Below are 24,447 nucleotides of genomic sequence, written 5' to 3' on the forward strand. Positions count from 1 at the left end.
AGCGTGGCACTCGACGACGAGGACATCCGGCGGCTCGGCCGCTGCGTCGAGCTCGCCCGCACCGCACTCGACGCCGGTGACGAGCCGTTCGGCTCGATCCTGGTCGACGCCGACGGCGCGGTGCTGTTCGAGGATCACAATCACGTGGCCGGCGGGGACGCCACCGCGCATCCGGAGCTGGCAATCGCGCAGTGGTCGGTGATCCACCTCTCCCCCGCCGAGCGGGCTCGCGCCACCGTCTACACCTCCGGTGAACACTGCCCGATGTGCGCGGCCGCGCACGCCTGGGTTGGCTTGGGGCGCATCGTGTTTGCGGTCGCCGGCGGTCAGTTGGCACAGTGGCTGTCCGACTGGAAGGCGCCGTTGCCGCCGGTGGCCAGCCTGCCGATCACCGCAGTAGCCCCGTATGTGACCGTCGACGGCCCGGCCCCCGAGTACCAGGACGAGATGATGACCCTGTACGCCGCGAAGTTCGCGCCATGAGCGACTGGGTGCGCCACGCGATCTGGTGGCATGTCTATCCGCTCGGATTCGTCGGTGCCTTCCCCGCCTCCGAACCTCCCGGCGCGGGAGAGCACCGACTACGCCGGATCGTCGACTGGCTCGACCATGCGGTCGAACTGGGCACCTCGGGAATCGCGCTCGGCCCGGTCTTCGCCTCCCGCACCCACGGGTACGACACGACCGACCACTACCGCATCGACCCCCGGCTGGGTGACGACGGCGACTTCGATCACCTTGTCGCCGAAGCGCACCGGCGCGGATTGCGGGTGCTGCTCGACGGTGTGTTCAACCATGTCGGAACGGAATTCGAGCGCTATCGGCGTGCCGTCGAGGGCACCGACCCGGACGCTCAAGCGTGGTTCCGAGGGCGCCCCGGCCACTTCCACACCTTCGAAGGCCACAGCGAACTCGTCACCCTGAACCACGAGAGCCCAGCCGTCGTCGACTATGTCATCGACGTGATGAAACATTGGCTGAGCCGGGGCGCCGACGGCTGGCGGCTCGACGCGGCCTACGCCGTGCCGGAATCGTTCTGGGCCCGAGTGCTCCCCCGCGTCCGCGAGGCCCATCCCGACGCATGGTTCGTCGCCGAGGTGATCCACGGCGACTACGCCGCATTCGTCGACGGCTCCGGCGTCGACTCGGTGACCCAGTACGAACTGTGGAAGGCGATCTGGAGCAGCCTCAACGACGGCAACTTCCACGAGCTGGACTGGGCGCTGCAGCGCCACAACGACTTTCTGTACCGCTTCGCGCCACTGACATTCGTCGGCAACCACGACGTCACCCGCATCGCGAGCAGGCTGGAGCGCCCCGAGCAGGTGGCACATGCGCTGGTGCTGCTGTTCACCACCGGCGGAGTTCCCACTGTCTACGCCGGTGACGAACTCGGCTATCGCGGGGTCAAGGAAGACCGGGCCGGCGGCGACGACGCCGTGCGGCCCGAATTCGGCACGCCGCCGGTTCCGTTGGACGCCGCCGGACGCGAGACCCTGAACCTGCACCAGTACCTGATCGGCCTGCGCCGGCGGAACCCGTGGTTACACGAAGCGAAAACCACAGCGTTGCAAGTCGACAACCGCGGCTATGCCTACGAAACCCGTAATGGCGACGACGCACTGATCGTCGCGCTCAACATCGACGACGCGTCGATGCCGCTGCCGGTGGCCACGCTGACCGGCGGGCAGGCCCAGTTGGTGGGTGGGACGGCGGCGCCACCGGAAGACGTCGTCAGTGACGTGGTGGTCCCGCCGCAGGGCTGGCTGGTGCTCCGCCCGCTATAGCAACTCCAGCGTCCGGGCGTCCTGCTCCCCGCCGTAGAACTTGTCAAGCAAGGCGAGGAAGTCGGCGTTGTCTTCGCTCGCGTGGGCGAACAGCGTCATCGATGAGCGCACCTTCAGATTGTCGGGCCAGCCGAAGATGTCGTCGACCGAGCGACCCTCGACCGCCGTGACCAACCGGGCACACTCATGCAACCGTGTCCCGAGCACTGGGTGCGCCAGGTAGGCCTGCGCCTCGGCCAGCGAGCCGATACCGAAAAGCTTTGCTGTTGAGCTACTTCCGAGCGCGGCAAGCTGAGGGAAGATGAACCAGATCCAGTGACTACGCTTGGCACCGGCCCGCAGCTCGGCAAGCACCCGGTCGTAGGCGCGGTCCTGAGCATCGACGAAGCGCTGAAGATCGAACGGGTCCATGCCTGAACTCTACCGTTGCTTTCGTGTGACCTTTCCGTTATTGAACCGAGGTCAAAGCCGTTGCTGTGCTGAGGATCTGCGAGTCCAGCGCGTCTCCTGATCGTTAGCGAACCGCGACTTGGCGCACCGCGGCGCGTACCGAAGCCGAGCTGCCGCGCGTGATTAGCTACCGGCACACAGCTCACCTCCGGCTGTGAAACACGTACGAAAGGTGATGGTTTCCGTCATGAAGATCGTCGATAAGTTGCGAGGCACATGGTTGCGCCGCGTGGCCGCAACCTTTGTGGCCGCACTAGCTCTGCCCGGCCTGATTGGTGTCGTCGGCGGGTCGGCGACCGCGGCCGCCTTCTCCAAGCCCGGACTCCCCGTGCTCTACCTCGATGTCCCGTCCGCCGCGATGGGACGCAATATCCGTATCCAATTCCAGGGCGGTGGCCCGCACGCGGTGTACCTGCTCGACGGCCTGCGCGCGCAGGACGACTACAACGGCTGGGACATCAACACCCCGGCGTTCGAGTGGCTGTACGGCTCCGGTCTGTCGACCGTCATGCCGGTCGGTGGGCAGTCCAGCTTCTACACCGACTGGTACCAGCCGTCGCAGGGCAATGGGCAGAACTACACCTACAAGTGGGAAACGTTCATGACCCAGGAGCTGCCGGCCTACCTGTCGGCCAACTACGGGGTCAACCCGAACGGCAACGCCGTCGTCGGCCTGTCGATGGCCGGTAGCGCATCGCTGACCTACTCGATCTATTACCCGCAGAAGTACGTCTACGCCGCTTCACTGTCGGGCTTCCTGAACCCCTCCGAGGGCTGGTGGCCGATGCTGATCGGTCTGGCGATGAACGACGCGGGCGGGTTCAACGCGCAGAGCATGTGGGGACCGTCGTCTGACCCGGCGTGGCGGCGCAACGACCCCATGGTCAACATCAACCAGCTGGTCGCCAACAACACCCGGGTCTGGATCTACTGCGGCACCGGTACGCCGTCGGAGCTGGACACCTCCGGTGGCGGCGGCAATCTGATGGCCGCTCAGTTCCTCGAAGGCTTCACGTTGCGGACCAACAAGACCTTCATGGACAACTACCTCGCGGCTGGTGGACGCAACGGCGTGTTCAACTTCCCCGCGAACGGCACGCACAGCTGGGGCTACTGGGGACAGCAGCTGCAGCAGATGATTCCGGACATGCAGCGGGTACTGGGAGCCACTCCCTCCGCTGGGTGATCCACCCCGAACAACAGCGAGCCTGTCGCCATCCCCCGGCGGCAGGCTCGCTGCTTTGTCGGCAGCGGACCCGGGGAACAAACTGGAACCGGTCAAGGTTGAGTCGGTCAGACTGAACTTTGGAGGATTGATGGCTGAAGCCAAATCTGTGCCGGTGTTGTTTGTCAGCGATCCGATCGTGCTGCCCGGGATGGTGGTGCCGATCACGCTTGACGACGCTGCCCGCGCGGCCGTCGATGCGGCTCGCTCGAGCGAATCCGGCAAGTTACTGATTGCCCCCCGACTGGACGATCGTTATCCGTCGTACGGCGTGCTGGCATCGATCGTGCAGGTGGGCCGGATTGCCGGTAGCACTGCCGCGGTCGTGCGTGGCGAAACCCGGGCGCACATCGGTGCCGGAACCACCGGACCCGGCGCGGCGCTGTGGGTAGAAGTCACCGAGGTCGCCGAGCCCGAGCCGACCGAGGACACCAAGGCGCTGGCCGCCGAGTACAAGAAGCTGCTGCTGGCGCTGCTACAACGCCGGGAAGCCTGGCAGCTGGTCGACGCCGTCAACCAGCTCACCGATCCGTCGGCGCTGGCCGACACCGCCGGCTACGCGTCGTATCTGTCGGACGTCCAGAAGCGCCAGCTGCTGGAGACCGAGAACGTCGACGCTCGCCTGCAGGTGCTGATCGACTGGACGGCCGAGCACCTCGCCGAGGTGGAGGTCAGCGACAAGATCTCCCAGGACGTGCGCGAGGGCATGGAGAAGACGCAGAAGGAGTTCCTGCTGCGTCAGCAGCTCAACGCGATTCGCAAGGAGCTGGGCGAAGGCGAACCCGACGGATCAGATGACTACCGTGGCCGCATCGAGGCAGCCGATCTGCCCGAGAAAGTCCGCGAGGCAGCGCTGCGGGAGGTCGGCAAGCTGGAACGCTCCAGCGAGCAGAGCCCCGAGGGCGGCTGGATCCGGACTTGGCTGGACACCGTCCTGGACCTGCCGTGGAACACCCGCACCTCCGACTCGACCGACCTCAGAGCGGCCCGGGACATCTTGGACGCCGACCACCACGGGCTGGACGACGTCAAGGACCGCATCGTCGAGTACTTGGCCGTGCGCACTCGTCGGGCCCAGCGTGGCCTGCAGGTCGTCGGCGGTCGCGGCTCGGGTGCCGTGATGGTGCTGGCCGGCCCTCCCGGTGTCGGCAAGACATCGCTGGGTGAAAGTGTGGCAAGGGCCTTGGGCCGCAAGTTCGTTCGCGTCGCCCTCGGTGGCGTGCGCGACGAGGCGGAGATCCGCGGCCACCGTCGCACCTACGTCGGCGCGTTGCCCGGCCGTATCGTCCGCGCGATCGGCGAGGCCGGTTCGATGAACCCGGTCGTGCTGCTCGACGAGATCGATAAGGTCGGCTCGGACTACCGCGGCGACCCATCGGCCGCCCTGTTGGAGGTCCTGGATCCGGCGCAGAACCACACGTTCCGCGACCACTACCTGGACCTGGATCTCGACCTGTCGGACGTGGTGTTCCTGGCGACTGCCAACGTGATCGAGAACATCCCGTCGGCACTGCTGGACCGCATGGAGCTGGTGCAGATCGACGGCTATACCGAGGACGACAAGGTGGCCATCGCCCGCGACTACCTGCTGCCCCGGCAGCGCGACCGCGCGGCGCTGACCCCCGAGGAGGTCACGGTCACCGATGATGCGCTGCGCAAGATCGCGGCGGACTACACCCGCGAACCGGGTGTGCGGCAGTTCGAGCGACTGTTGGCCAAGGCACTGCGCAAGGCGACCACGAAGCTGGCCGACGACCCTTCGCCGTTGACCATCGACGAACCCGATTTGGTTGGCTACCTTGGCCGTCCGCGGTTCACGCCGGAATCGGCGGAACGCACCGCCGTGCCGGGAGTGGCGACCGGGCTGGCCGTGACGGGCCTGGGCGGCGATGTGCTCTACATCGAGGCCGGGTCTACCGAAGGCGAGCCGAGCCTGCAGTTGACCGGCCAACTGGGCGACGTGATGAAGGAATCGGCGCAGATCGCGCTGTCCTACGTCCGTAGCCATGCCGAGCAGCTCGGCGTGGATCCCGCGGCGCTGAACCGCAAGATCCACGTGCACGTGCCTGCGGGCGCGGTGCCCAAGGACGGTCCATCCGCCGGTGTGACGATGGTGACCGCGCTGGTCTCGATGGCCACCGGCAGGCAGGTCCGCTCGGATGTCGGGATGACCGGTGAGGTCACCCTGAACGGCCGGGTGCTGCCGATCGGCGGTGTCAAACAGAAGTTGCTGGCCGCGGGGCGTGCCGGGCTGTCAACGGTTTTCATCCCGCAACGCAACGAGGCCGACCTGGACGACGTCCCGGCCGAGGTGCTGGAGGCGCTGACGGTGAAGCCGATGACCGACGTCGCCGACATCGTGGCCCAGGCGCTGGAGCCGGCGGCCGAGGCAGCCACGGCTGCGGCCTGACCGGCTTAGAAGCACACAAAGTCGCACTGGTCCTTGAGGATCGGTGCGACTTTGTGTGTGCTGTTCGGTATGGCCTACGACGAAGATCTGGCGAACCGCCTACGGGAACTGGTCGCCGGCGAACGCGGCGTCGAAGAGAAGCGGATGTTCGGTGGTCTGGCGTTCCTGATCAACGGCAACATGGCCGTCGCCGCCAGCGGGCAGGGTGGCCTGATGGTGCGCGTGCCGCCCGCCGACACCGCCGAACTGCTGACCCGCGAACACACCGAACCCATGGTGATGGCAGGGCGGGAAACCCGCGGCTGGATCCGGGTGGCCGGCGACGGGGTGCGCACCAAGCGTCAGCTCCAGAGCTGGGTGACCCGCGGCGTCACCTATGCGAAATCACTGCCCGCGAAGTGACGCCGGAATAAACCACCGTGCGTCGTGATTGTCGCCTGCATGACCCGTCCCGTGCGCGTTGCCGTTCAGATCCAGCCAGCAGACACCCCTGACTACGCCACCTGGCGCCAGGCCGTCCTGCGTGCCGAGGAGATCGGCGTCGACGTCATCTTCGGCTACGACCATTTCCACGCCCCGTTCATCGACTCGATCGTCGACGCCAAGCCGATCCTGGCCGAGGTACAGCCCGATGTGAACAACTTCGAGGGCTGGACCGCGCTGGCGTCCTGGGGCGAGATCACCACGCGCGCTGAGCTGGGGTTGCTGGTGTCGGGGATGGGCTACCGCAATCCGGACCTGCTCGCGGATATGGCACGCACCGTCGACCACATCAATGGCGGCCGAACGATCCTCGGCGTCGGTGCCGGTTGGTACGAAAAGGACTACACCACTTATGGTTTCGACTTCGGAACAGTAAAGTCCCGGGCCGACGCCTTCGATGAGGGGCTGCTGCGCATCGAGCGCCGGTTCGCGCAGTTGCATCCGGCGCCGCTGCGCAAGATCCCGATCCTCATCGGTGGATCCGGCCCCAAGCGCACACTGCCCGCCGTCGCGCGACATGCCGACATCTGGCACACCTTCCTGCCCATCGACTCCTACCGGGAGGCCAGTGCCCGCGTCGCCGAGCTGGCCGCCGGATTCGGGCGTGCTGACGGCGATATCGAGCGGTCGACATTCTGGACCAATCCGAAGTCGGCGGACGACTACCTGGCCGCCGGGGCAACGTTGTTCCACACCGAGGTCCGCGCGTCCGAAGGCAAGTACGACCTCAGCACGGCCGAGAGGATGATCGACTGGCGCGACACGAGGCGCTGAAAGCTGTTACGCCGAAGTGACGCTTCGTTTCGTCGACCCACTAGGCGGGTATCGCCTGGCAGATGGACGATTCGGAAGCCAGGCGGCTCATACAGCGGTTGCGCCAGCACGCGGGCCGGACCTACGCCGCTGAAGCAGGAATCACCCTGCGGGACACTCCGATGCCGCTGTTCCAGCTGATGGTGCTGTGCATGCTGGCCAGCAAGCCGATCGACGCCTCGATCGCGATGCATGCCGCGAGGGAGTTGTTCCGCGCCGGACTGCGCACTCCCCGCGCGGTGCTCTCGGCCAACCGGCAGACGATGATCGACGCGTTCGCCCGGGCGCACTATGTGCGCTACGACGAGAGTTCGGCCTCCCGGCTGACCGAGCTCGCCACCCGGATCAACGACGATTACCGCAACGACCTGCGCACTCTGGCCCGGGTCAGCAAGCCCGATGTGCGGACCGCCAAGCAGCTGATCAAGCAGTTCACCGGTATCGGCGACACCGGCTCGGACATCTTCCTGCGCGAGGTCCAGGACGTCTGGCCGTGGGTACGGCCCTACTTCGACAAGCGCGCCCTGGACAGCGCCGAGCAGCTCGGACTGCCCCGCGATCCCGACAAGCTGGCCAGCCTCACCGGCCGGGTGATCGCACCGCTGGCCGCGGCGCTGGTGCGAGTTTCCCTGGACGACGACGTGCGGCAGCGCATCGCCGGCTGACAATTGACCGTCCGAATCGGCACTTCGGGGTGGTCCTACGACCACTGGGACTCAGTGCTGTACCGCCCGGGTCTGCCGGTGGCCAAACGACTGGCCCGCTACGTCGAAGTCTTCGACACCGTCGAACTCAACGCCAGCTTTTACCGCTGGCCCAAGGACGCCACCTTCGAAGGCTGGCGCACCAGGCTGCCCGACGGGTTCACGATGACGGTCAAAGTGCACCGCGGACTGAGCCACTACCGCCGGCTCAACAATCCGGAACCGTGGATCGATCGCCTCGAACGCTGCCAGCGGGCGCTGGGTGACAAGCGCGAGGCGGTGCTGGTTCAGCTGCATCCCGACCTCGAACGCGACGACGCCCGGCTGGAGCACTTCCTGGCGCTCATCCCCGACTGGGTGCGGGTGGCGCTGGAGATGCGCCACCCGACCTGGGACGACCCTGCGGTCTACGAGATCCTCGAGCGCTACCGTGCCGCGTACGTCGTCATCAGCGGGCCGGGGATGCCGTGTGTGCTGCGCGCGACCACCGACCTGGTCTACGTGCGGATGCACGGGCCCGACACCGCCCCTATCTATGCGGGCGACTACACCGAGGACGACCTGCGCTGGTGGACCGACCGGATCCAGGAATGGCTGGACCAGGACCGGCGGGTGCTGGTCTACTTCAACAACGACGGGCAGGGCCACGCGGTGCGTAATGCGTTGCGACTGCGCGAATTACTCGGCAGGTGACTCGAGAAGCCGCTTTCGCGCCGTGGCGAACTCGGCATCGGTGAGGTCGCCGCGATCGCGCATGGTCTTCAGCGTCTGCAAGCGTTCGGCCACCTCGCGCGGCAGGTCTTCCGGTTGCGGCGCGGCGCGGACGATGGGCTCGTCCTCGATGAGCTCGATGAGGTCCGGGCGGGCCGGATCAATGCGTACCGCGACCCGGTCATCGGCCTCAGGCAGCTCACCCAGGGTGAACGTCGCGGTGACGCGGGCCTCGTAAGGCGCTGTGCCATCGGGCCTTTCGACGCGCAGCCGCAGCACGCGGCGACTGGCATCCTTGTTGACCACGACGTTGAATGTCGGCCTGATGACCTCGAGCACGACGCCGCTGGCCGCCACCCCGGCGCTGCGCAACTGGTCCACCCGGGACACCTCGACAATCAGCCACGCCGCATAGCCGACGACGACCGCGGTCCACAGCACCGGCCACCACACCGACAACGGGGTGGTCCAGTCGGCAGCCCACGGCACTATCGAGGCGATTACCCAGCCCAGCACCGCCGGACGTGGCGACCGGCGGGAGATCGCCAGGAACACAATGAACTGCGCAATGTAACCGCCGAGCCAGACAGCGAGTACCCCGCCCTTGGCGGAGGTGGCACCGGCGTGGTCGAGCAGCCGGGTGGCGATCAACGCCGGTGCGACGATCAGCGCCCACCACAGCACTGAAAGTGTCGCTATCGTCCGCCACATCACCGGGCCACGGTATACCGCGTCAGGCTCCTATCACGTCGCAGGCAGCTGCGAGAACGGTGACCACCCCTGCCGAACCGTCGACACGCACCCGCATGCCGGTACACAACCGCGCGGGGATGCCGGCCACCACCGGGACATGCAGCCTCGGCTCACCGAACACGATGCCCTCGCCGGCGAGAACGGCGGCCGGGGTGCCCAGCAGCGCCACCGCCTCGATGTCGGCTCCTGCGACCACCGCGATGTCGTCAGCGGTCAGGTCGGCGTCAGCGGCCGAGTCGACCATCCGAACCGTGCCCTCCGCGACACCGGGGAACAGACCGGTGCCGTGCAGTTCCTCCTCGACCTGAGCGGTGGCTCCAGCGTCGACCGGCGTCCATGCCGTGTCGATGACCGCGGGCAGCCGGATCGCCTGCAGCCGCTCGCGTTCGGCGATACGGCGTTTGATGCGCAGCCGGGTGTCGGCGGGCACGGCCAAGGCCTCCTCGACGGTCAGTTGGAAGATGTCGTCGAGCCCGGCGATCTTGTCGTCGGCCACCAGCCGGCGGCCCAATTCCCGTACCGCAAGCCGGAGCTGGTTGGTGAACCGCAAAGTCGTGTCGTACGCCGCGACCCGGCTGGCGTGTGCGCCGGGCAGCGGCGGGTCCTCGGGAGAGCCTGAGCCGGGCACCCTGGTGACCGCGGCCAACAATGCGTCGGGCCGATCGCCGAGCACGGACGTGGCGAGTTCGACGCTGCCCGGCCCGCGATGCCCGATGTGAGCCAGTGCCGCCTCGAACGCGTTCGCCAGCATCGGCGCCCCGGTGCGCACCGCCGCCATGTCACCGGCCTCCAGAGCCGCGCGGGCATACGGATGTGCACGCAGTACGCGCGCGAGCGAGTCGACGCCGTCGCGAATGCCGACCGGCTGATCCGCCCCGTCCAGGTGCGTCGGAGCCACCTCGGCGAGCAGGACCGCCAACGCCGTCAGTTGCCAGCCTTCGTGAATTCGACTGCACAGCAGACGTATTCGTGCATCCAGCTGAGCATCTCGCAGCAGTCCGAGCTTGGCGACATCACGGCGCTCGGCGTCGGCAGCCTCACGGTATGCCCGCAGATGCCGGTTGTACATGCGGGCCGACGGGACCAGGCGGGTCGTGAACAGCCCGCCGGTGACCGCGGCGAGCAGGCCGGGACCTGGCGACCGGGGCGTCGGTGGCGGCGCGCAGCCGTCGCGACAGGGCGACCGCCCGGCCTGGCAGCCGCGGCTCGGCCGCCGCGAGAGCCGATGCGCCGAGGTAGATCCGATGGCCGAACGACGCGACCAGCCGGCTCGCCCATTCGTCGGCGACCGGCCCGCGGAGGTCCAGCAGCCGCGACAGGGATCGCCCGGCCAGCCGCAGCCCGGTCAGGTGCAGATCCAGCGACATCGGGGTCAGCGGGCCCGCGGAGGTGTCACCCAGGGGACTGGCGACGAACAGCGGAAAACGCTGATCGATCCGGTCGTCGAATTCACCGTCGGCGCCCTCGGATGCGGCGACGTTGCCCACCGCCCGTGGGACAGCGTTGACCGGCAACGGGATTCGGCCCGCAATCGCGACCGCACCGGCCGGGCCGACCCTGCGGCCCTGCAGCCCGCGTACGGTGTCGATCACGGCATCGCTTGCACCCCAGCCACATTCGAAGTCCCACTCGGTGCGCAGCGGGTCGAGAGCCAGCGGCGGGCACAACTGCGGCCAGCCCGGCACTCCCCGCACCCTTGGCCGGGGGTCCACTCCGGCGAGGAGCCTGCTTGCGGAGACCACGCTGGTCGTGTCGGCCCCGCCCAGGTCGACGACCCCGGTGCGGTCGGAACCCACGGCGCGAACCAGGAACCGGATGAGGTCGTCGATGTGCAGCACATGCACCGGCCCGGGCGCGTCGGCGTCCAGCAGCGCCGCGACCGAGCGGCACACCAGCGCGTCGGCTTGCCGACCCATCGGTGCGGCGATGCGAACCACCAGGCTCGGCGCCCAGCCGGTGCTGACCAGATCCTCGGCCTGCTGCCAGCCGCGCGGAGCCAGCAGGGACAACGACGGAAACACAATCCGCGCACCGCCGCGGGCGGCGGCGTCGCACACGAAGGCGACGTCCGCGGAGCATGGGACGAGGCGGCTTTCATCCGGCAGGTGAACCACCACGTCGACCAGCTCGGCCAACCGGTACAGAACCGGATGGCTCAGGGCTGCGCCGACGAAATCCACACCGGGATCGAGGTCGTGGTGCGGGCGCTCGGCGACGCCGTACACATCATGACCGGCCGCGAGCAGGCTCCGGGCGAGGGCGCGGCCGAGTTCTCCGGTGACCTCCGTGAGCAAGATCCGCATGCCACGCCCCTAGTTCCCCCGTCGTGCTCCCGACGAGAATACGCAGGTCGCGACGAAAAAATCGACCTTTCGACCGCGCGAGGAACAAGATCAGGAGAGGCTGGCCCGGCCGTCGGCGTGCACCCTGACCTTGGCGCCGGCGATGTCTTCGGCCACGGTGACCGCCGCCGCGGCGGCGTCGTCGATGACGGCCATCGCGCGTGCGTCGTCCGGGGTCCGCACCGCCAGGAACGCCTTCTCCGGACGTCCGTCGCGGTCGAATGGCGTGGTCCAGGACTCGACCGTGCCCTCGCCGTCATACTCCACCACCGCCGTGCGGGTGGGTTCGCGGTCGACCTCGGGCTGGACGTCTTCCCAGCGGAAGGCGGCCGGCGGTGGGGTGGCGCTGTAGACGCCGAAGCTGTGCTTGGTGAGGAAGCCGCCGTTGGCGGTGATGAGGCCGAACGCGGCCGGATCGGCCCGCAGCAGGCCGGCCATGGTGGCGATCGAGTGCATGACGTAGTTGTTCCAGGGGCCGCCGGCGAAGGTCAGCCCGCCGGTCACGGTCAACGGCCGCTGCGGGTCGTCGGTGGACAGGCCGAGCTCGTTGGCGGCTACCTGCACGGCCGACGGGAAGCACGAGTAGACGTCGATGTGCGCCAGGTCGTCGACGCCGACACCGGCCAGTTCGAGCGCGCGGCGCCCGGCGATGCGGATGGCCGGTGAGCGGTGCAGCTCGTGGCGTTCGGCCACCGCGTAGGTGTCGTGCGAGTCGGTGCCGGCGTAGGGAAAGACCCACTGATCGCGCGGGATCTCCAACTCGGTGGCCTTTTCCGCCGAGCAGAGGATGACGACGGCGGCCTGGTTGACCATGTTGTTGGAATTCATCAGCTTCGGATACGGCCAGCTGATCATTCGGTTGTCCGGGCCTGCCTGGCCTATCTCCTCGGCGGTGCGCGGCTCGCGGTTCCAGGCGTGCGGATTGTCCGCGGCGACCGCGCTGAATCGGGCCCACAGCTCGGCGATGCGGCGTTGATGGTCGTCGACGCTCTCGCCGCCCGCGATCCGCAGCGCCTGCTCGAAGAGCGGATAGACGTGCGACGGCAGCAGCAGCCCGATGCGCTCCTCGGCGGGGCTGGACATCGGGACCTCGTCCTCAGCGCCCGGGGGAACCGCGACGTCCTCACCCTGTCGGATCCAGTCAGGCTTGATTTCCTTGCCCTGCATGCGTTTCCGGTTACGCCAGGTTTCTCCCCCGGCCAGCAGCACGACATCGGCGCGGCCTTGTTGGATGTCCAGGCACGCCTGGTTCACCAGCGATTGCGGGGTGTTGCCCCCGACCCCGGTGTAATACGTCGACGGATTATCGGCACCGATCCGCCGGCCGAGCAGCAACCCGGGATCGCGGTAGCGCCACGACAACAGGTTGACCACCCGGACGGCGTCGACGGCCTGCAGCACCTTCGAATCGGCCGCCTCACGGGCGGCCGCGACCATCAGGTCGACGGGTTCGATCTGCGCGTCGTCGCGCTGATTGACCTGCCCCGCCCCGACCAGTACCGGCGTCCGAGGATCCATCGACGGCCCCTATCTGTAGTCGTGACGGCGTTTGACGCCTGTCAAAACCTAGCATCGGTCGCCCGAGCCGAGATGGCCGGTTCTGGTCGGCGCCGACGACCGTGCCAGGATGGCGCCATGACGGTCGTTCTGGTGCATGGCAATCCGGAAACCGACGTGATCTGGGGCCCGCTGGTCGAGGCGCTCGGTCGCGACGACGTGGTGCGGTTGTCACCACCGGGGTTCGGCGCGCCACTGCCCGACGACTTTCCGGCCACTATGGTGGCCTACCGGGATTGGCTGATGAGCGAGCTGGCGGAGTTCGACGCTCCGGTCGACCTGGTCGGCCACGACTGGGGCGGCGGGCATGTGCTCAACGTCGTCATGAATCGCCCCGAGCTGGTGCGGAGCTGGGCCAGCGACATCGTCGGAGTCATGCATCCCGACTACGTGTGGCACGACATGGCGCAGGTGTGGCAGACGCCCGGCGCCGGAGAAGAAGCCGTCGAGGCGATGATCGGCAGCCCGCTGGACGACCGGGTGGCCCTGCTGACGGGGATGGGCATCTCCGCTGCCGTCGCCACCGAGCTGGCGTTGGCGCAGGAACCCGAGATGGGGCGAGCCATCCTGGCGTTGTACCGCTCGGCCGCGCAGCCCGCGGTTTCCGAGGCGGGCCGGCACCTGGCGAACGCCACCGCGCGCCCCGGCCTGTCACTGCTGGCCACCGAGGACAACTTCGTCGGCACTGCCGAGCAGCGGCGCGCCGCGGCCGAGCAGGCCGGCGCCCGCACCGAGGTACTCGAGGGGCTCGGGCACTGGTGGATGCTGCAGGACCCGGTGCGCGGCGCCAGGGCACTGACCGACTTCTGGGACTCGCTGGACTGACTACGGACGCAACGCCAACCGGATACAGCCACGCCGGCCGTGCAGGATTCGTTTGTGCGCGAGGCGGGTACGCGGAAGGGTCCCCTAACAAGGAAGTGAGGGCCCGCATGGCTGTGGGATCGAGAGTGATTTCAAGGGCCGCTATGACATTCGTCGGCGGCGCCGCAGTGCTGACGCTTGCCGTCGGTTGTGGTACCAGCAATGACAATTCCAAGACGAGCACGACGACTACGACGACGTCGCCTACCTCGTCGGTGGTCGTGACGACCAGTCCGGCCGGCGGTGACACCACCGCGCCGGGCGGCGCGACCGGCACGGCACCCGGCGGCGTGTCCGGCGGCGCGGGACCCGGCGGAGCCACCGGAACGGCTCCCGGTGTCGAGGGGGGCGCCGGACCGGGCGGAGCCAGCGGATCGGCCCCGGGCGTCCAGGGCGGCGCTGGCCCCGGCGGTGCCGGCGGGTCGGCCCCGGGCGTCCAGGGCGGCGCCGGACCGGGCGGTGCCGGCGGTTGCGTCAACGGCGTCGGCTGCCTGGGAACGGGTTAGTACCGGGGAGCTGGTCCCTTGACTATCTGAGTGGCCATCTGTGACGCCAGCACCGCGTCACCGGTGGCCACTCAGTCGTCTGCGGGACCCACCCGATAGATCGACTTGAGCGAGAAGAAGGCGTCCAGCCCTTCCGGGCCCAGCTCCCGGCCGATACCGCTGGCCTTCACCCCGCCGAACGGCGCACGGAAATCAAGCTGGTAGTCGTTGATGCCGATCGTGCCGGTGTGCACAGCGCGGGCCACCTCGACGGCCCGCTCATCGTCGCTCGACCACACCGTGCCGGCGAGACCGAACTCGCTGTCGTTGGCCAGCGCGACGGCTTCGTCGTCGCTGTCGTACGGAATCACTGCCAGCACCGGGCCGAAGATCTCCTCCTGGGCGATCCGGTCCGAGTTGTCGACGTCGGCGAACACCGTCGGCGAGACGAACCAGCCGCGCGGCTGGTCGTCCGGAACCGAGCCGCCGACAACGAGTTTCGCCGAGCTGTTCTTCCCGGATTCGATGTAGCCCAGCACCCGCTCGCGCTGACGAGCACTGACCAGCGGGCCGATGTCGGTCGACTTGTCCAGCGGATCACCGACTTTGAGCTCGCCGACCATGCCGACCAGCGCGTCCAGCACCTCGCCGTAGCGCGACCGCGGCGCCAGTATCCGCGAACTCAGATGGCAGGTCTGGCCGTTGTTGACGAACGACGCGCTGCGCAAGCCCTTGACGGTGGCATCCAGGTCGGCGTCGTCGAGGATGATCGCCGCGGACTTGCCGCCCAGTTCCAGGGTCACCGGGCGCAACAGCCGGCCGCACACCTCGCCGATGGCGCGACCGGCGGCCGTCGAGCCGGTGAACGTGACCTTGTCGACGCTGGGGTGAGCGACCAGGTAGGCGCCCGCGGTCGCCCCGCCGGGAACGATGTTCAACACCCCCGGCGGCAGTCCGGCTTCTTCGGCGGCCTGCGCGAACACCAAGGCGTCCAATGCCGTTTCGGGCGCGGCCTTCAGCACCACCGTGCAACCGGCGGCCAGCGCGGGCGCCAGCTTGAACGCAGCCAGCGCCTGTGGATAGTTCCACGGCACGATCGCGGCCACCACGCCGACGGCCTCTCGGCGCACGATGGTGTGCCCGATCATGCTCGGGCGGATCTCCTCGATGGCAGTGTCAGTGATCAGCTGCGCGTAATAGCGAACCAGGGCCGCGGGGAAGCGGCCATTGGCCCCCCGTGACAACGACATCGGCATGCCGTTCTCCCGGGTCACCAGTTCATCGGTGATCTTGGCGCGTTTGTCGAGGGCTGCGGCAAAGGCATTGAGCAGCTGGGCCCGGTGATCGGGCGAGGCGGACTGCCAGTCCGGCAGCGCCACCCGCGCCGCGGCCACCGCGGCGTCGATCTCCGCCTCGGTGGCGCTGGCGCCGTCGCCCAGCGGCTCCCCCGTCGCCGCTTCGATCACCGGCTGCACCTGGTCGGCACGGCGGAACGATCCGTCGATGAAAATTTCTGCAGCCGTGGTCATCTCATCACTCCTGTGGTCTCAGCGGCGAACAGCACTCCGTCGGTGATCAACTGGTCGATCTCGTCGGCCGTCATGCCAAGCACGTCGCGGCAAACCTGACGGGTGTCGGCGCCGGGCAGCGGCGCGGGGCGCGGTGCGGGTGGGATGTGACGGTAGGGTGCCGGACCGGCCTCGGTGGGCAGCGGGAGTTCGAGCAGCGGATGAACCATGTCGCTGAACACGTTTCGTAACCGCAGCTGCGGGTCGTCGGCGAGTTCGGCCACCCGGTTCATCGGGCCGGCCGGCACTCCGGCGGCCTGCAGCGCCTCGGCGGCCTGCAGCGGTGGGCGGGCCTTCGTCCAATCGGCCAGTTCGGTGTCCCCGATGACGGCGGCGAGCGCCTGGCGGTCGGCGCCAGATCGGATCGACACCACGCACCATTCATCGTCACCGGCGCACGGCAGCACCAGGTGGGTGGCGGGGTCCGGCTCCACGTGCCCGGCGCCGGTCGCCTCGGCGGCCAGTGTGACGTAGAGGGTGTCGAGCTGATTGATCGCCGCCTCGGCCTGCGAGACGTGGATGCGGGCGCCGATTCCGTCGCGCCTGCGGCGGATCAGCCCGGCCAGCGCACCGATCGCACTGATCCGGCCCACGACATGGTCCGGAAAGATCGTCGTCGCATCGTAGAAGGCGTGCCGCGCGGTGGGCGCGGGCGGCTCCTGCGAGGTCCACAGCCGAGTCACCCCGATTGTCGCGCGCACCAGCGGGCCGTATCCCAGCCGCTTGCTCCACGGGCCGGTGTCGCCGAAGGCACTGCTTTCGGCCAGCACGAGACCGGGATTCAACTCACGCAGCCGCTCGTGGGAAAAGCCGAGTGCGGCAAGCGTTCCCGGCTTGAAGTTGGCGAAGACCGCATCGGAGGCGGACACCAGGCGGCTGAACACCTCGGCACCGGCGGCACTGCGCAGCTCCAGACCGAGGCCGAGTTGGTTGCGATGTGCGCGGGCGAACGATTCGCTGATCTGCTGATCTGGACGCTTCTGGCGCAGGCCGTCGGGATAGCCGGCGCTCTCGATCTTGATGACCTCGGCGCCCAGGTCGCCGAACAACCGGCTGAGTTCGCCACCGGCGACGATCACACCGAGATCGAGCACGCGAACGCCCTCCAGCGGGCGCGCGCCCACCGATTGCGTGGCATCGGGTGCGAATTGTGATGTCTGCCAGCGCTCGTCGTTGGCACCGAGTTCAGGCGCGGGTGCGCGGTATCCGGAGTGTCTGCCGTCGACGACCCAGTAGCCGGCCGGCACCCGAGCGCTCACCCCCGGCGCCAGCTCGGTATCGACCAACGCTCCGACCGCGGTGAGGTGCTCGGATTCCAGCGCCTCCGACGGTGTCAGCACCGCGGCAATCGGCACGCCGTGGGCCTGCCCCTCGCTGACCAGCTGGGCCATCGTCTTGTCGGCGAACAACGCGGCCATCAGTTGGCTGAGCTCACCGAAGGCCTTGGTGCGCGCGGCAATCGAGTCGAAGACCGGGTCCCGGAACTGCTCGGGCTCCCCCAGCCACGCCCGCATGCCGTGCCACTGGCGCGGCGCCAGCACACAGATCCGCACATATCCGTCGCGACAGGCGAAGATCGGATAGGAATCCTGATTTCTCGGCCGGCCGCGCCAGCGCTCTCCCGCATTACGCGCGGTCGCGGCCTGACCCTGGGTGCCGAACGGCGGATCGAGGGTCAGCACCACCGCGTCGAATCGGGAGAAATCGATGTAATCGCCTGTCCCACAACGTAACCGGTTGAAGTACCCGACCAGGACCGCCCAGACGGCCTGCACCGCCGCGGTCGTCGACGCGATGCCGTCGGGGGGCAGCACCGGCGGGCCTGTCGTCGGACCGGACCGGGACAACGCAGTGGACATCGCGTAGAGCACCGCGTCGGTGGCCCGCCACGACGCCCGCGGTCCTTGGCTGCCGAAGTCGGTGACCGACATGGCGACCAGTCGCGGGAAGCGGTCGGCCAGTGCGGCGCACGAGGTGCCGAACGCCGCCGCCAATCCGGGTGCCCCGCTGTCGACGACGATGTCGGCACTGCCGGCCAGTTCCATGAACTGCCGCCGGTCGTCCTCGTTCGCCGGATCCAGCACGATGCCGCGCTTGTTGGCGTTGTGCAACGCGAAGGGGATGCTGACACCGTCGAGGGTCGGTCGCGCCTGGCGCGCCGGACTACCGCCGGGCGCTTCGATTTTGATGACATCGGCGCCCAGGTCCGCCAGCAACCGGGCGACCGCGTCGCCGGTCTGTTCGCAAAGATCCAGCACGCGCACGCCGGTGAGCAGGCCGGGAGCGGTCACGAGTCCATCGCCAAGCCGAGCACGTCGGACAGCGTAGTAGTGAACAATCGGTGCCCCGGCGGCACGGTCGCGCCGATGAGGGTTTGATGGGGAGATGGACTCGATAAGCGCAGAGACCATTGACCAACTCGACGGCTGGTGGCGGGCAGCCAACTACCTCTCCGTCGGACAGATCTACCTGCTGGACAACCCGCTGCTGCGGACTCCGCTGTCCCGCGAGGACGTCAAGCCCCGGCTGCTCGGGCACTGGGGCACCACGCCCGGGCTGAACTTCCTCTACGCACACCTCAATCGCGCGATCAAACAGCGCGAGCAGTCGACGGTGTACGTCACCGGACCCGGCCACGGCGGTCCCGGGCTGGTGGCCAACGCCTACCTCGACGGCACCTACACCGAGACGTACCCCGACATCACCCAGGACGTCGAGGGCCTGCGCCGGTTGTTCCGCCAGTTCTCCTTTCCCGGCGGCATCCCCTCGCACGTCGCCCCGGAGACACCCGGCTCGATTCACGAGGGCGGCGAACTCGGTTACGCGCTGTCCCACGCGTACGGCGCGGCGTTCGACAATCCCGATCTGCTGGTGGTCGCGGTGGTCGGTGACGGCGAGGCCGAGACCGGCGCACTGGCGACGAGCTGGCATTCGAACAAATTCGTCAACACCGCGCGCGACGGTGTGGTGCTGCCGATCCTGCATCTCAACGGCTACAAGATCGCCAACCCGACCGTGCTCGCCCGCATCCCCGACGACGAATTACGCAGCCTGATGGCCGGATTCGGCCACGAGCCGTTCTTCTTCGAGGTGCCCGACGACGGTGCGGCCGATCATGCCGACGCCCACCGGCGCTTCGCCGCACTGCTCGACGAGGTGCTGGACCGAATCGCCGAGATCAAGGCCCAGCCAAGCGATGAGCGTCCGGCGTGGCCGATGATCGTGTTCCGCACGCCCAAAGGCTGGACCGGCCCGGCCTTCATCGACGGCAAGAAGACCACCGGGTCGTGGCGGGCGCACCAGGTTCCCCTGGCCAGTGCCCGGGACACCCCGGAACACCTGCAGGTGCTGGCCGACTGGCTGGCGTCGTATCGGGCCGATGAGCTCTTCGACGCCGACGGCAAACTGGACCCGCACATCGCCGCGCTGGCCCCGCACGGCCAGCTGCGGATGAGCGATAACCCGCATACCAATGGCGGCTTGCTGCTCAAGGACCTGCGGCTGCCGGACTTTCGCGCCTTCGGGGTGGACGTGCCCGCCCCGGGCGCCACCGTGGCCGAGGCGACCCGGGTGCTCGGGCAATGGCTGACCGAGGTGATCCGGCTCAACCCCGACAACTTCCGCATCTTCGGGCCCGACGAGACCGCCTCCAACCGGTTGCAGGCGGTATTCGAGGTGACCGACAAGCAGTGGAACGCCGAGTTTTTCGGCCCTGAGGTCGACGAGCATCTGGCCCGGGCGGGCCGGGTGATGGAGATGCTGTCCGAACACCAATGCCAGGGCTGGCTGGAGGGCTACCTGCTGACCGGCAGGCACGGGCTGTTCAACTGCTACGAGGCCTTCATCCACATCGTCGACTCGATGGTCAACCAGCACGCCAAGTGGCTGAAGGTCACCAACCACATCCCGTGGCGCCGCCCGATCGCCAGCCTCAATTACCTTCTGTCCAGCCATGTTTGGCGCCAGGATCACAACGGCTTTTCCCATCAGGATCCCGGTTTCATCGACCACGTCGTCAACAAGCGAGCCGAGGTGGTGCGGGTCTACCTGCCACCGGACGCCAACACCCTGCTCTCGACCTACGATCACTGCCTACGGTCGCGCCAGTACGTCAACGTCGTCGTTGCCGGCAAGCAGCCGCACCCCAACTTCCTCACCATGGCAGAGGCGATCGCGCACTGCACCCGCGGTCTGGGCATCTGGGAATGGGCAGGCAGCGAGACCGTCGGAGAAGACCCCGATGTGGTCATGGCGGCCGCGGGTGACGTGCCGACGCTGGAGGCCCTCGCCGCCGTCGACCTGTTGCGCCAACACCTGCCGGACTTGCGAGTACGGTTCGTCAACGTCGTGGACCTCATGCGGCTACAGGACGACACCGAACATCCGCACGGCCTGTCCGGCCGGGCGTTCGACGGGATCTTCACCGCGGACAAGCCGGTCATCTTCGCCTACCACGGCTACCCCTGGCTGATCCACCGGCTGACCTACCGTCGCAGCAACGACAGCCGGATCCACGTCCGTGGCTACAAGGAGGAAGGCACCACGACGACGCCGTTCGACATGGTGATGCTCAACGATCTGGACCGCTACCACCTCGTCATCGACGTCATCGACCGAGTGCCGCACCTGCAGTCGAGTTGCGCCACGCTGCGGCAGGAAATGGTCGACAAGCGGCTGGCCGCTCGGGAATACACCCGGGCCTACGGCGACGACATCCCCGAGGTGCGCGACTGGGTGTGGCCGGATTCGCGCGGCGTGCAGGCGAATGGATCGGTCGACGCCACCGTCGCCACCGGAGGGGACAACGAATAGCCGAACAATTTCCGGGTTCCTGCGGTTGTTACGCGCGCGTATAATAGACCGCAAATGTCTGAGCTGAGCGCGGTGGCCCCGCACCCGCATCCCGTGGTGTCGCAGCTGGCCGCCCTGCACCACTTCCGCATCTACGTCGACATCGGCGTCGTCGTCGTCGTGCTCGCCATGACCAACCTGCTCGCCCACTTCACCACCCCGTGGGCCAACATCGCGGTCGTGCCCGCTGCCGCGGCCGGCTTGCTGCTGCTGGTGCGCTCCCGCGGATTGGGTTGGGCCGAACTCGGATTGGGCCGCGAACACTGGAAGTCCGGCGCGCTCTACGCGCTGGGCGCGGTGCTGTTGGTGCTGACCGTGATCGCTGTCGGCGCCCTGCTGCCGTGGACCCGGCCGATGTTCCTGAACAACCACTACGCGACGCTGTCCGGTGCGCTGCTCGCCTCGATGATCATCATCCCGCTGCAGACCGTCATCCCCGAGGAGCTGGCGTTCCGGGGCGTGCTACACGGTGCGCTCGATCGCGCCTGGGGTTTCCGGGGCGTCGCCGCCGCCGGGTCGCTGTTGTTCGGGCTGTGGCACGTCGCCACCTCGCTGGGCCTGACCAGCAGCAATGTCGGCTTCACCCGGCTGTTCGGCGGCGGATTCGTGGGCATGGTCGCCGGGGTCCTGATGGCAGTGATGGCGACCGGCGCGGCCGGTTTCGTGTTCACCTGGCTGCGTCGACGCAGCGGTAGCCTGATCGCGCCGATCGCGCTGCACTGGTCACTCAACGGCCTCGGTGCGCTGGCGGCCGCGGTGGTGTGGCACCTGTCAACCTGAGGTTCGGCTGCGCCGCGCGCGGAATTCCCGGTTCTTGAGCTTGTTGCCGCAGGTGGCCATATCGCACCAGGTACCGCCGTGGTTTCGGGAGCGGTCGTAGAACGCCCACCGGCAGTTCGCGTTGCCGCAGGCCTTGAGCTGCGCCCAGGTCCCGTCGCGCTGCGCGTCCGAGACGACCAGGAGCATCGACAGCAGACGCCCCGCCAGGGAGTCGTCGTCCGCGGCCACCTCGACGGCACCGTCTGGGCCGAGGTGCACTCGCGCAGTGGCGGTGTCGGCGATCCCGCTCAGCGGGCGCAGCTCGTCCGGGGTCGGAGCGGGACCGCCCGCGTTGTGCACCAGCAGTGCGCGCAACGCCTCCCGCACCTCACGGACCACCTCCAATTCGCGAGGCGTGACAGTGCCGCCGGCCGGCAACAGGCCGTGCAACCGCAGCCACGGCTCGGCATTGTCCGCGCTGGCCAGCCGGTCGGCACCGGATTCCAGGTCGGCGGTGTTGACCAGCGCCTGAACCCGGTCGAGCGGCTCGGGCGCCGGCTTGCTCTCGGGGTCTGGCAGCCAGTCGGCCATGGCGTCGAGTGTAGGTATGGGTGACCATCAAAACAACTTGACTGGTCACGAATGACCGGTGTAACGTTTTGGGTGGTCATTTAGAGTAAGGCAACGAGGCCTGCTCGGAACAGGAAACGCCCATGGGGCTCAACCAATTTCACGATAACTTCGGCGAGATTAACACCCGGCTGACGGGCGGACTCGACGCCCCCGTGCCCGCCGCGCCGCTTCAGAATCTGACGGTCACCGCTCGACTGCGGGCACGCTTGTTCGCCGGCCGGCTCGACCGCGACGTCGACGACGGCATCGCACCGCTGCCCGGTAGTCCGCTGGCGATCCACATCGCGCGGCTCACCTCGATCACCGAACGCGAAGCGCTGGCCCGCAGCCTGCGCCAGGCCCTCGCCGACCTGCACCGTGAACGGCCGGCATTTTCGTCGCACATCCCGGTGCACCGGCAGCGGTTGGCGACCTGCCGCGACGTGATCGACGACATCACCTTGCGGCTGCACTCCCCGCAACCGGTGCGGGCGCGCGGCATGGCCCGGCTACGGATACTGCTGTCCGACGGAACCGGTCCGCTGTACCGCGGCGGGCGGGGCAGCCTTGCCGCCGGGCTGCGCGGAGTGCTCGCCGCCCTCTGAGTCAGGGCCGCAGGACCGCCGCCCCCGCGATGCGGCCCTCGACAAGGTCGGTCAAGGCGACATCGGCTTGTCCGAGCGGATACTCCGGTGTGGTGACCTCGATGCGATGACGACCCGCGAAGGCCAGGAACTCGCGCGCGTCGGCACGGGTGTTCGACGACACCGACCGGACCTGGCGTTCCTGGAAGAGGTGCCGTTGATAGTTCAGCGCCGGGATGTCGCTGAGGTGGATCCCGGCAATCGCCAGGGTGCCGCCGCGATCGAGAGCTTCCAGAGCCGGCAGCACGAGGTCCCCGACCGGGGCGAACAGGATCGCCGCGTCCAGCAGGACCGGCGGCGGGTCGGCCGCTCCCTGCGCGGATGCCACACCCAGGCGCAGCGCCAGCTCCTGAGCTTCGGCGCCGCGAGTCATCACGTGGACCTCCGCACCCTGGGCCAGTGCCACCTGCGCGGTGATGTGCGCGCTGCCGCCGAACCCGTACAAGCCCAGCCGCCCCCCGGGCGGGAGCTCGGCCCGCAGCAACGACCGATAGCCGATGATCCCGGCACACAGCAGCGGCGCCAGCTCGGTATCGGTATATCCAGCGGGCAGGTGATGGGCGAAATCGGCTGGGACGGTGGCGAAATCGGCGTACCCGCCGTCGGCGTCCCAGCCGGTGTAGCGGGAATTCGGGCACAGGTTCTCCGCGCCTCGTCGGCAGTACCGGCACACCCCGCAGGTGTGGCGCAGCCAGGCGATGCCGACCCGGTCGCCGATGGCGAATTCGTCGCCGGCATCGGATCCTTTTCCGACAACCTCGCCGACCACCTCGTGGCCGGGCGTGACGTGTGGACGATGCACCGGCAGATCGCCCTCGGTGACGTGCAGGTCGGTCCGGCAGACACCGCAGGCCAGCACCGCCACCAGCAGTTCGCCCGGCGCCGGCTGCGGTACCGGGGTGGCGCTGTCGAAGTCCAGTGGGTGGCTGCGCATCGGGCCGGGCCGGCGTACCCGCCAGGCGCGCATCGTGGTCGGTGGGGCTGCCATCTCCCTATCGTGCAACGCCCGGCCGAGGTTGTGGGCTCAGCCGGGCGTCGAGAGCGCAGCGGGTCAGGTCCGGCGGGCCATGCCGACGATCCAGAGCAGGATCACCGAACCGAGGATCGCGGTGAACAGGGTGAACCACCACCCGCCTGCGGCGGTGTCGAGGAAGAAGCTCAGCAGGAACCCACCGATGAGCGCGCCGACGATCCCGATGACGATGTTCAACAGGATGCCGGAACCACCGCCCTTGACGAGCTTGCCTGCGATCCAGCCGGCAAGGGCGCCGATGATGATGTAGCCGATCCAGCCGACGCTGGTCAGCGTCGTCGAACGGGCCAGGAATTCAGTGGCTGCAACCATGTCCATGACGGTCTCCTCCAGGTCGCTGGCCAGCGCCGATGCTGGCCGCTATCCCTTCGGTATACGCCTGGCAGGTAACGATTG

The 24,447-nt window shown here is 68.3% G+C and carries 23 protein-coding genes; 13 read left to right on the top strand and 10 right to left on the bottom strand.

From position 1 onward, the window contains the following. The first annotated feature begins 3 nt into the window (after window positions 1–3). Both AB431_RS16770 and AB431_RS16775 read left to right on the top strand, forming a co-directional pair. Window positions 4–483 carry a nucleoside deaminase gene (locus AB431_RS16770; protein ID WP_047330882.1) on the top strand — a complete coding sequence of 160 codons (480 nt, stop codon included), beginning with the start codon at window positions 4–6 and terminating at the stop codon, window positions 481–483. After that, complete coding sequence (locus tag AB431_RS16775) at window positions 480–1,787, top strand: alpha-amylase family protein (protein WP_047330883.1); 1,308 nt, start codon at window positions 480–482, stop codon at window positions 1,785–1,787. Before AB431_RS16770 ends, AB431_RS16775 begins: the two co-directional genes overlap by 4 nt. Here the strand turns inward: AB431_RS16775 and AB431_RS16780 are convergent. Next, a complete protein-coding gene (locus AB431_RS16780) occupies window positions 1,782–2,198 on the bottom strand; it encodes a DUF1810 domain-containing protein (protein ID WP_047330884.1) in 417 nt (138 codons plus the stop codon). The genes AB431_RS16775 and AB431_RS16780 overlap by 6 nt on opposite strands. 226 nt (window positions 2,199–2,424) lie before the next feature. On the opposite strand from AB431_RS16780, the gene AB431_RS16785 reads away from it, so the two are divergent. From AB431_RS16785 to AB431_RS16810, 6 genes are all read left to right on the top strand, one after another. Beyond that, entirely contained in the window at window positions 2,425–3,423 is a 999-nt protein-coding gene (locus AB431_RS16785) for an esterase family protein (protein WP_047333508.1), read from the top strand. Window positions 3,424–3,553: 130 nt separating this feature from the next. After that, window positions 3,554–5,872: an endopeptidase La gene (gene lon, locus AB431_RS16790; RefSeq protein WP_047333509.1), complete on the top strand. Its 2,319-nt coding sequence runs from the start codon at window positions 3,554–3,556 to the stop codon at window positions 5,870–5,872. Between the two features lie 69 nt (window positions 5,873–5,941). After that, window positions 5,942–6,274 carry a TfoX/Sxy family protein gene (locus AB431_RS16795; protein ID WP_047333510.1) on the top strand — a complete coding sequence of 111 codons (333 nt, stop codon included), beginning with the start codon at window positions 5,942–5,944 and terminating at the stop codon, window positions 6,272–6,274. A 39-nt stretch (window positions 6,275–6,313) separates the two neighbouring features. Beyond that, on the top strand, window positions 6,314–7,129 hold the full coding sequence (locus AB431_RS16800) for an LLM class F420-dependent oxidoreductase (RefSeq protein WP_047330885.1): 816 nt from the start codon (window positions 6,314–6,316) through the stop codon (window positions 7,127–7,129). A gap of 62 nt (window positions 7,130–7,191) precedes the next feature. Beyond that, window positions 7,192–7,833, top strand: coding sequence for an endonuclease (locus AB431_RS16805; protein ID WP_047330886.1), 642 nt, complete (start codon window positions 7,192–7,194; stop codon window positions 7,831–7,833). Between the two features lie 3 nt (window positions 7,834–7,836). Then, window positions 7,837–8,565, top strand: coding sequence for a DUF72 domain-containing protein (locus AB431_RS16810; protein ID WP_047330887.1), 729 nt, complete (start codon window positions 7,837–7,839; stop codon window positions 8,563–8,565). Here the strand turns inward: AB431_RS16810 and AB431_RS16815 are convergent. The 4 genes from AB431_RS16815 to AB431_RS16825 form a co-directional block, all read right to left on the bottom strand. Next, entirely contained in the window at window positions 8,551–9,294 is a 744-nt protein-coding gene (locus tag AB431_RS16815) for an SHOCT domain-containing protein (RefSeq protein WP_082135707.1), read from the bottom strand. The genes AB431_RS16810 and AB431_RS16815 overlap by 15 nt on opposite strands. A 22-nt stretch (window positions 9,295–9,316) precedes the next feature. Continuing rightward, window positions 9,317–10,405 carry a hypothetical protein gene (locus AB431_RS29560; protein ID WP_052960302.1) on the bottom strand — a complete coding sequence of 363 codons (1,089 nt, stop codon included), beginning with the start codon at window positions 10,403–10,405 and terminating at the stop codon, window positions 9,317–9,319. Next, window positions 10,374–11,639 (bottom strand): hypothetical protein, encoded by a 1,266-nt coding sequence (locus AB431_RS29565; RefSeq protein ID WP_052960303.1) that lies wholly within the window; start codon window positions 11,637–11,639, stop codon window positions 10,374–10,376. Before AB431_RS29565 ends, AB431_RS29560 begins: the two co-directional genes overlap by 32 nt. A gap of 90 nt (window positions 11,640–11,729) precedes the next feature. Further along, a complete protein-coding gene (locus AB431_RS16825; RefSeq protein ID WP_047330889.1) occupies window positions 11,730–13,196 on the bottom strand; it encodes an acetyl-CoA acetyltransferase in 1,467 nt (488 codons plus the stop codon). Window positions 13,197–13,313: 117 nt separating this feature from the next. Here AB431_RS16825 and AB431_RS16830 point away from each other — a divergent pair, with 117 nt between their 5' ends. Both AB431_RS16830 and AB431_RS16835 read left to right on the top strand, forming a co-directional pair. Next, on the top strand, window positions 13,314–14,060 hold the full coding sequence (locus AB431_RS16830) for an alpha/beta fold hydrolase (RefSeq protein WP_047330890.1): 747 nt from the start codon (window positions 13,314–13,316) through the stop codon (window positions 14,058–14,060). Between the two features lie 143 nt (window positions 14,061–14,203). Further along, entirely contained in the window at window positions 14,204–14,605 is a 402-nt protein-coding gene (locus tag AB431_RS16835) for a hypothetical protein (RefSeq protein WP_052960304.1), read from the top strand. Between the two features lie 71 nt (window positions 14,606–14,676). Here AB431_RS16835 and AB431_RS16840 read toward each other — a convergent pair whose 3' ends face one another. Further along, window positions 14,677–16,113, bottom strand: coding sequence for an aldehyde dehydrogenase (locus AB431_RS16840; RefSeq protein WP_047330891.1), 1,437 nt, complete (start codon window positions 16,111–16,113; stop codon window positions 14,677–14,679). Then, on the bottom strand, window positions 16,110–18,443 hold the full coding sequence (locus AB431_RS16845) for a CoA transferase (RefSeq protein WP_235435698.1): 2,334 nt from the start codon (window positions 18,441–18,443) through the stop codon (window positions 16,110–16,112). The genes AB431_RS16840 and AB431_RS16845 overlap by 4 nt, the downstream gene beginning before the upstream one ends. Window positions 18,444–18,537: 94 nt before the next feature. Between AB431_RS16845 and AB431_RS16850 the strand changes: the two genes are divergently transcribed. After that, a complete protein-coding gene (locus tag AB431_RS16850) occupies window positions 18,538–20,964 on the top strand; it encodes a phosphoketolase (protein WP_047330892.1) in 2,427 nt (808 codons plus the stop codon). Between the two features lie 54 nt (window positions 20,965–21,018). Further along, window positions 21,019–21,783 carry a CPBP family intramembrane glutamic endopeptidase gene (locus AB431_RS16855; protein ID WP_047330893.1) on the top strand — a complete coding sequence of 255 codons (765 nt, stop codon included), beginning with the start codon at window positions 21,019–21,021 and terminating at the stop codon, window positions 21,781–21,783. Here AB431_RS16855 and AB431_RS16860 read toward each other — a convergent pair. Continuing rightward, window positions 21,775–22,353 (bottom strand): CGNR zinc finger domain-containing protein, encoded by a 579-nt coding sequence (locus tag AB431_RS16860; RefSeq protein ID WP_047330894.1) that lies wholly within the window; start codon window positions 22,351–22,353, stop codon window positions 21,775–21,777. The genes AB431_RS16855 and AB431_RS16860 overlap by 9 nt on opposite strands. A gap of 122 nt (window positions 22,354–22,475) precedes the next feature. On the opposite strand from AB431_RS16860, the gene AB431_RS16865 reads away from it, so the two are divergent. Further along, window positions 22,476–22,979, top strand: a complete 504-nt coding sequence (locus AB431_RS16865; protein WP_235435699.1) for a hypothetical protein — start codon at window positions 22,476–22,478, stop codon at window positions 22,977–22,979. A gap of 1 nt (window position 22,980) precedes the next feature. On the opposite strand, the gene AB431_RS16870 is transcribed toward AB431_RS16865, so the two are convergent. Beyond that, window positions 22,981–24,006: a zinc-binding alcohol dehydrogenase family protein gene (locus AB431_RS16870; RefSeq protein WP_047330895.1), complete on the bottom strand. Its 1,026-nt coding sequence runs from the start codon at window positions 24,004–24,006 to the stop codon at window positions 22,981–22,983. A gap of 63 nt (window positions 24,007–24,069) precedes the next feature. Continuing rightward, on the bottom strand, window positions 24,070–24,369 hold the full coding sequence (locus AB431_RS16875) for a GlsB/YeaQ/YmgE family stress response membrane protein (protein WP_047330896.1): 300 nt from the start codon (window positions 24,367–24,369) through the stop codon (window positions 24,070–24,072). Window positions 24,370–24,447: the final 78 nt, after the last annotated feature.

This window comes from Mycobacterium sp. EPa45 (genome assembly GCF_001021385.1).
Classification (GTDB): Bacteria; Actinomycetota; Actinomycetes; order Mycobacteriales; family Mycobacteriaceae; genus Mycobacterium.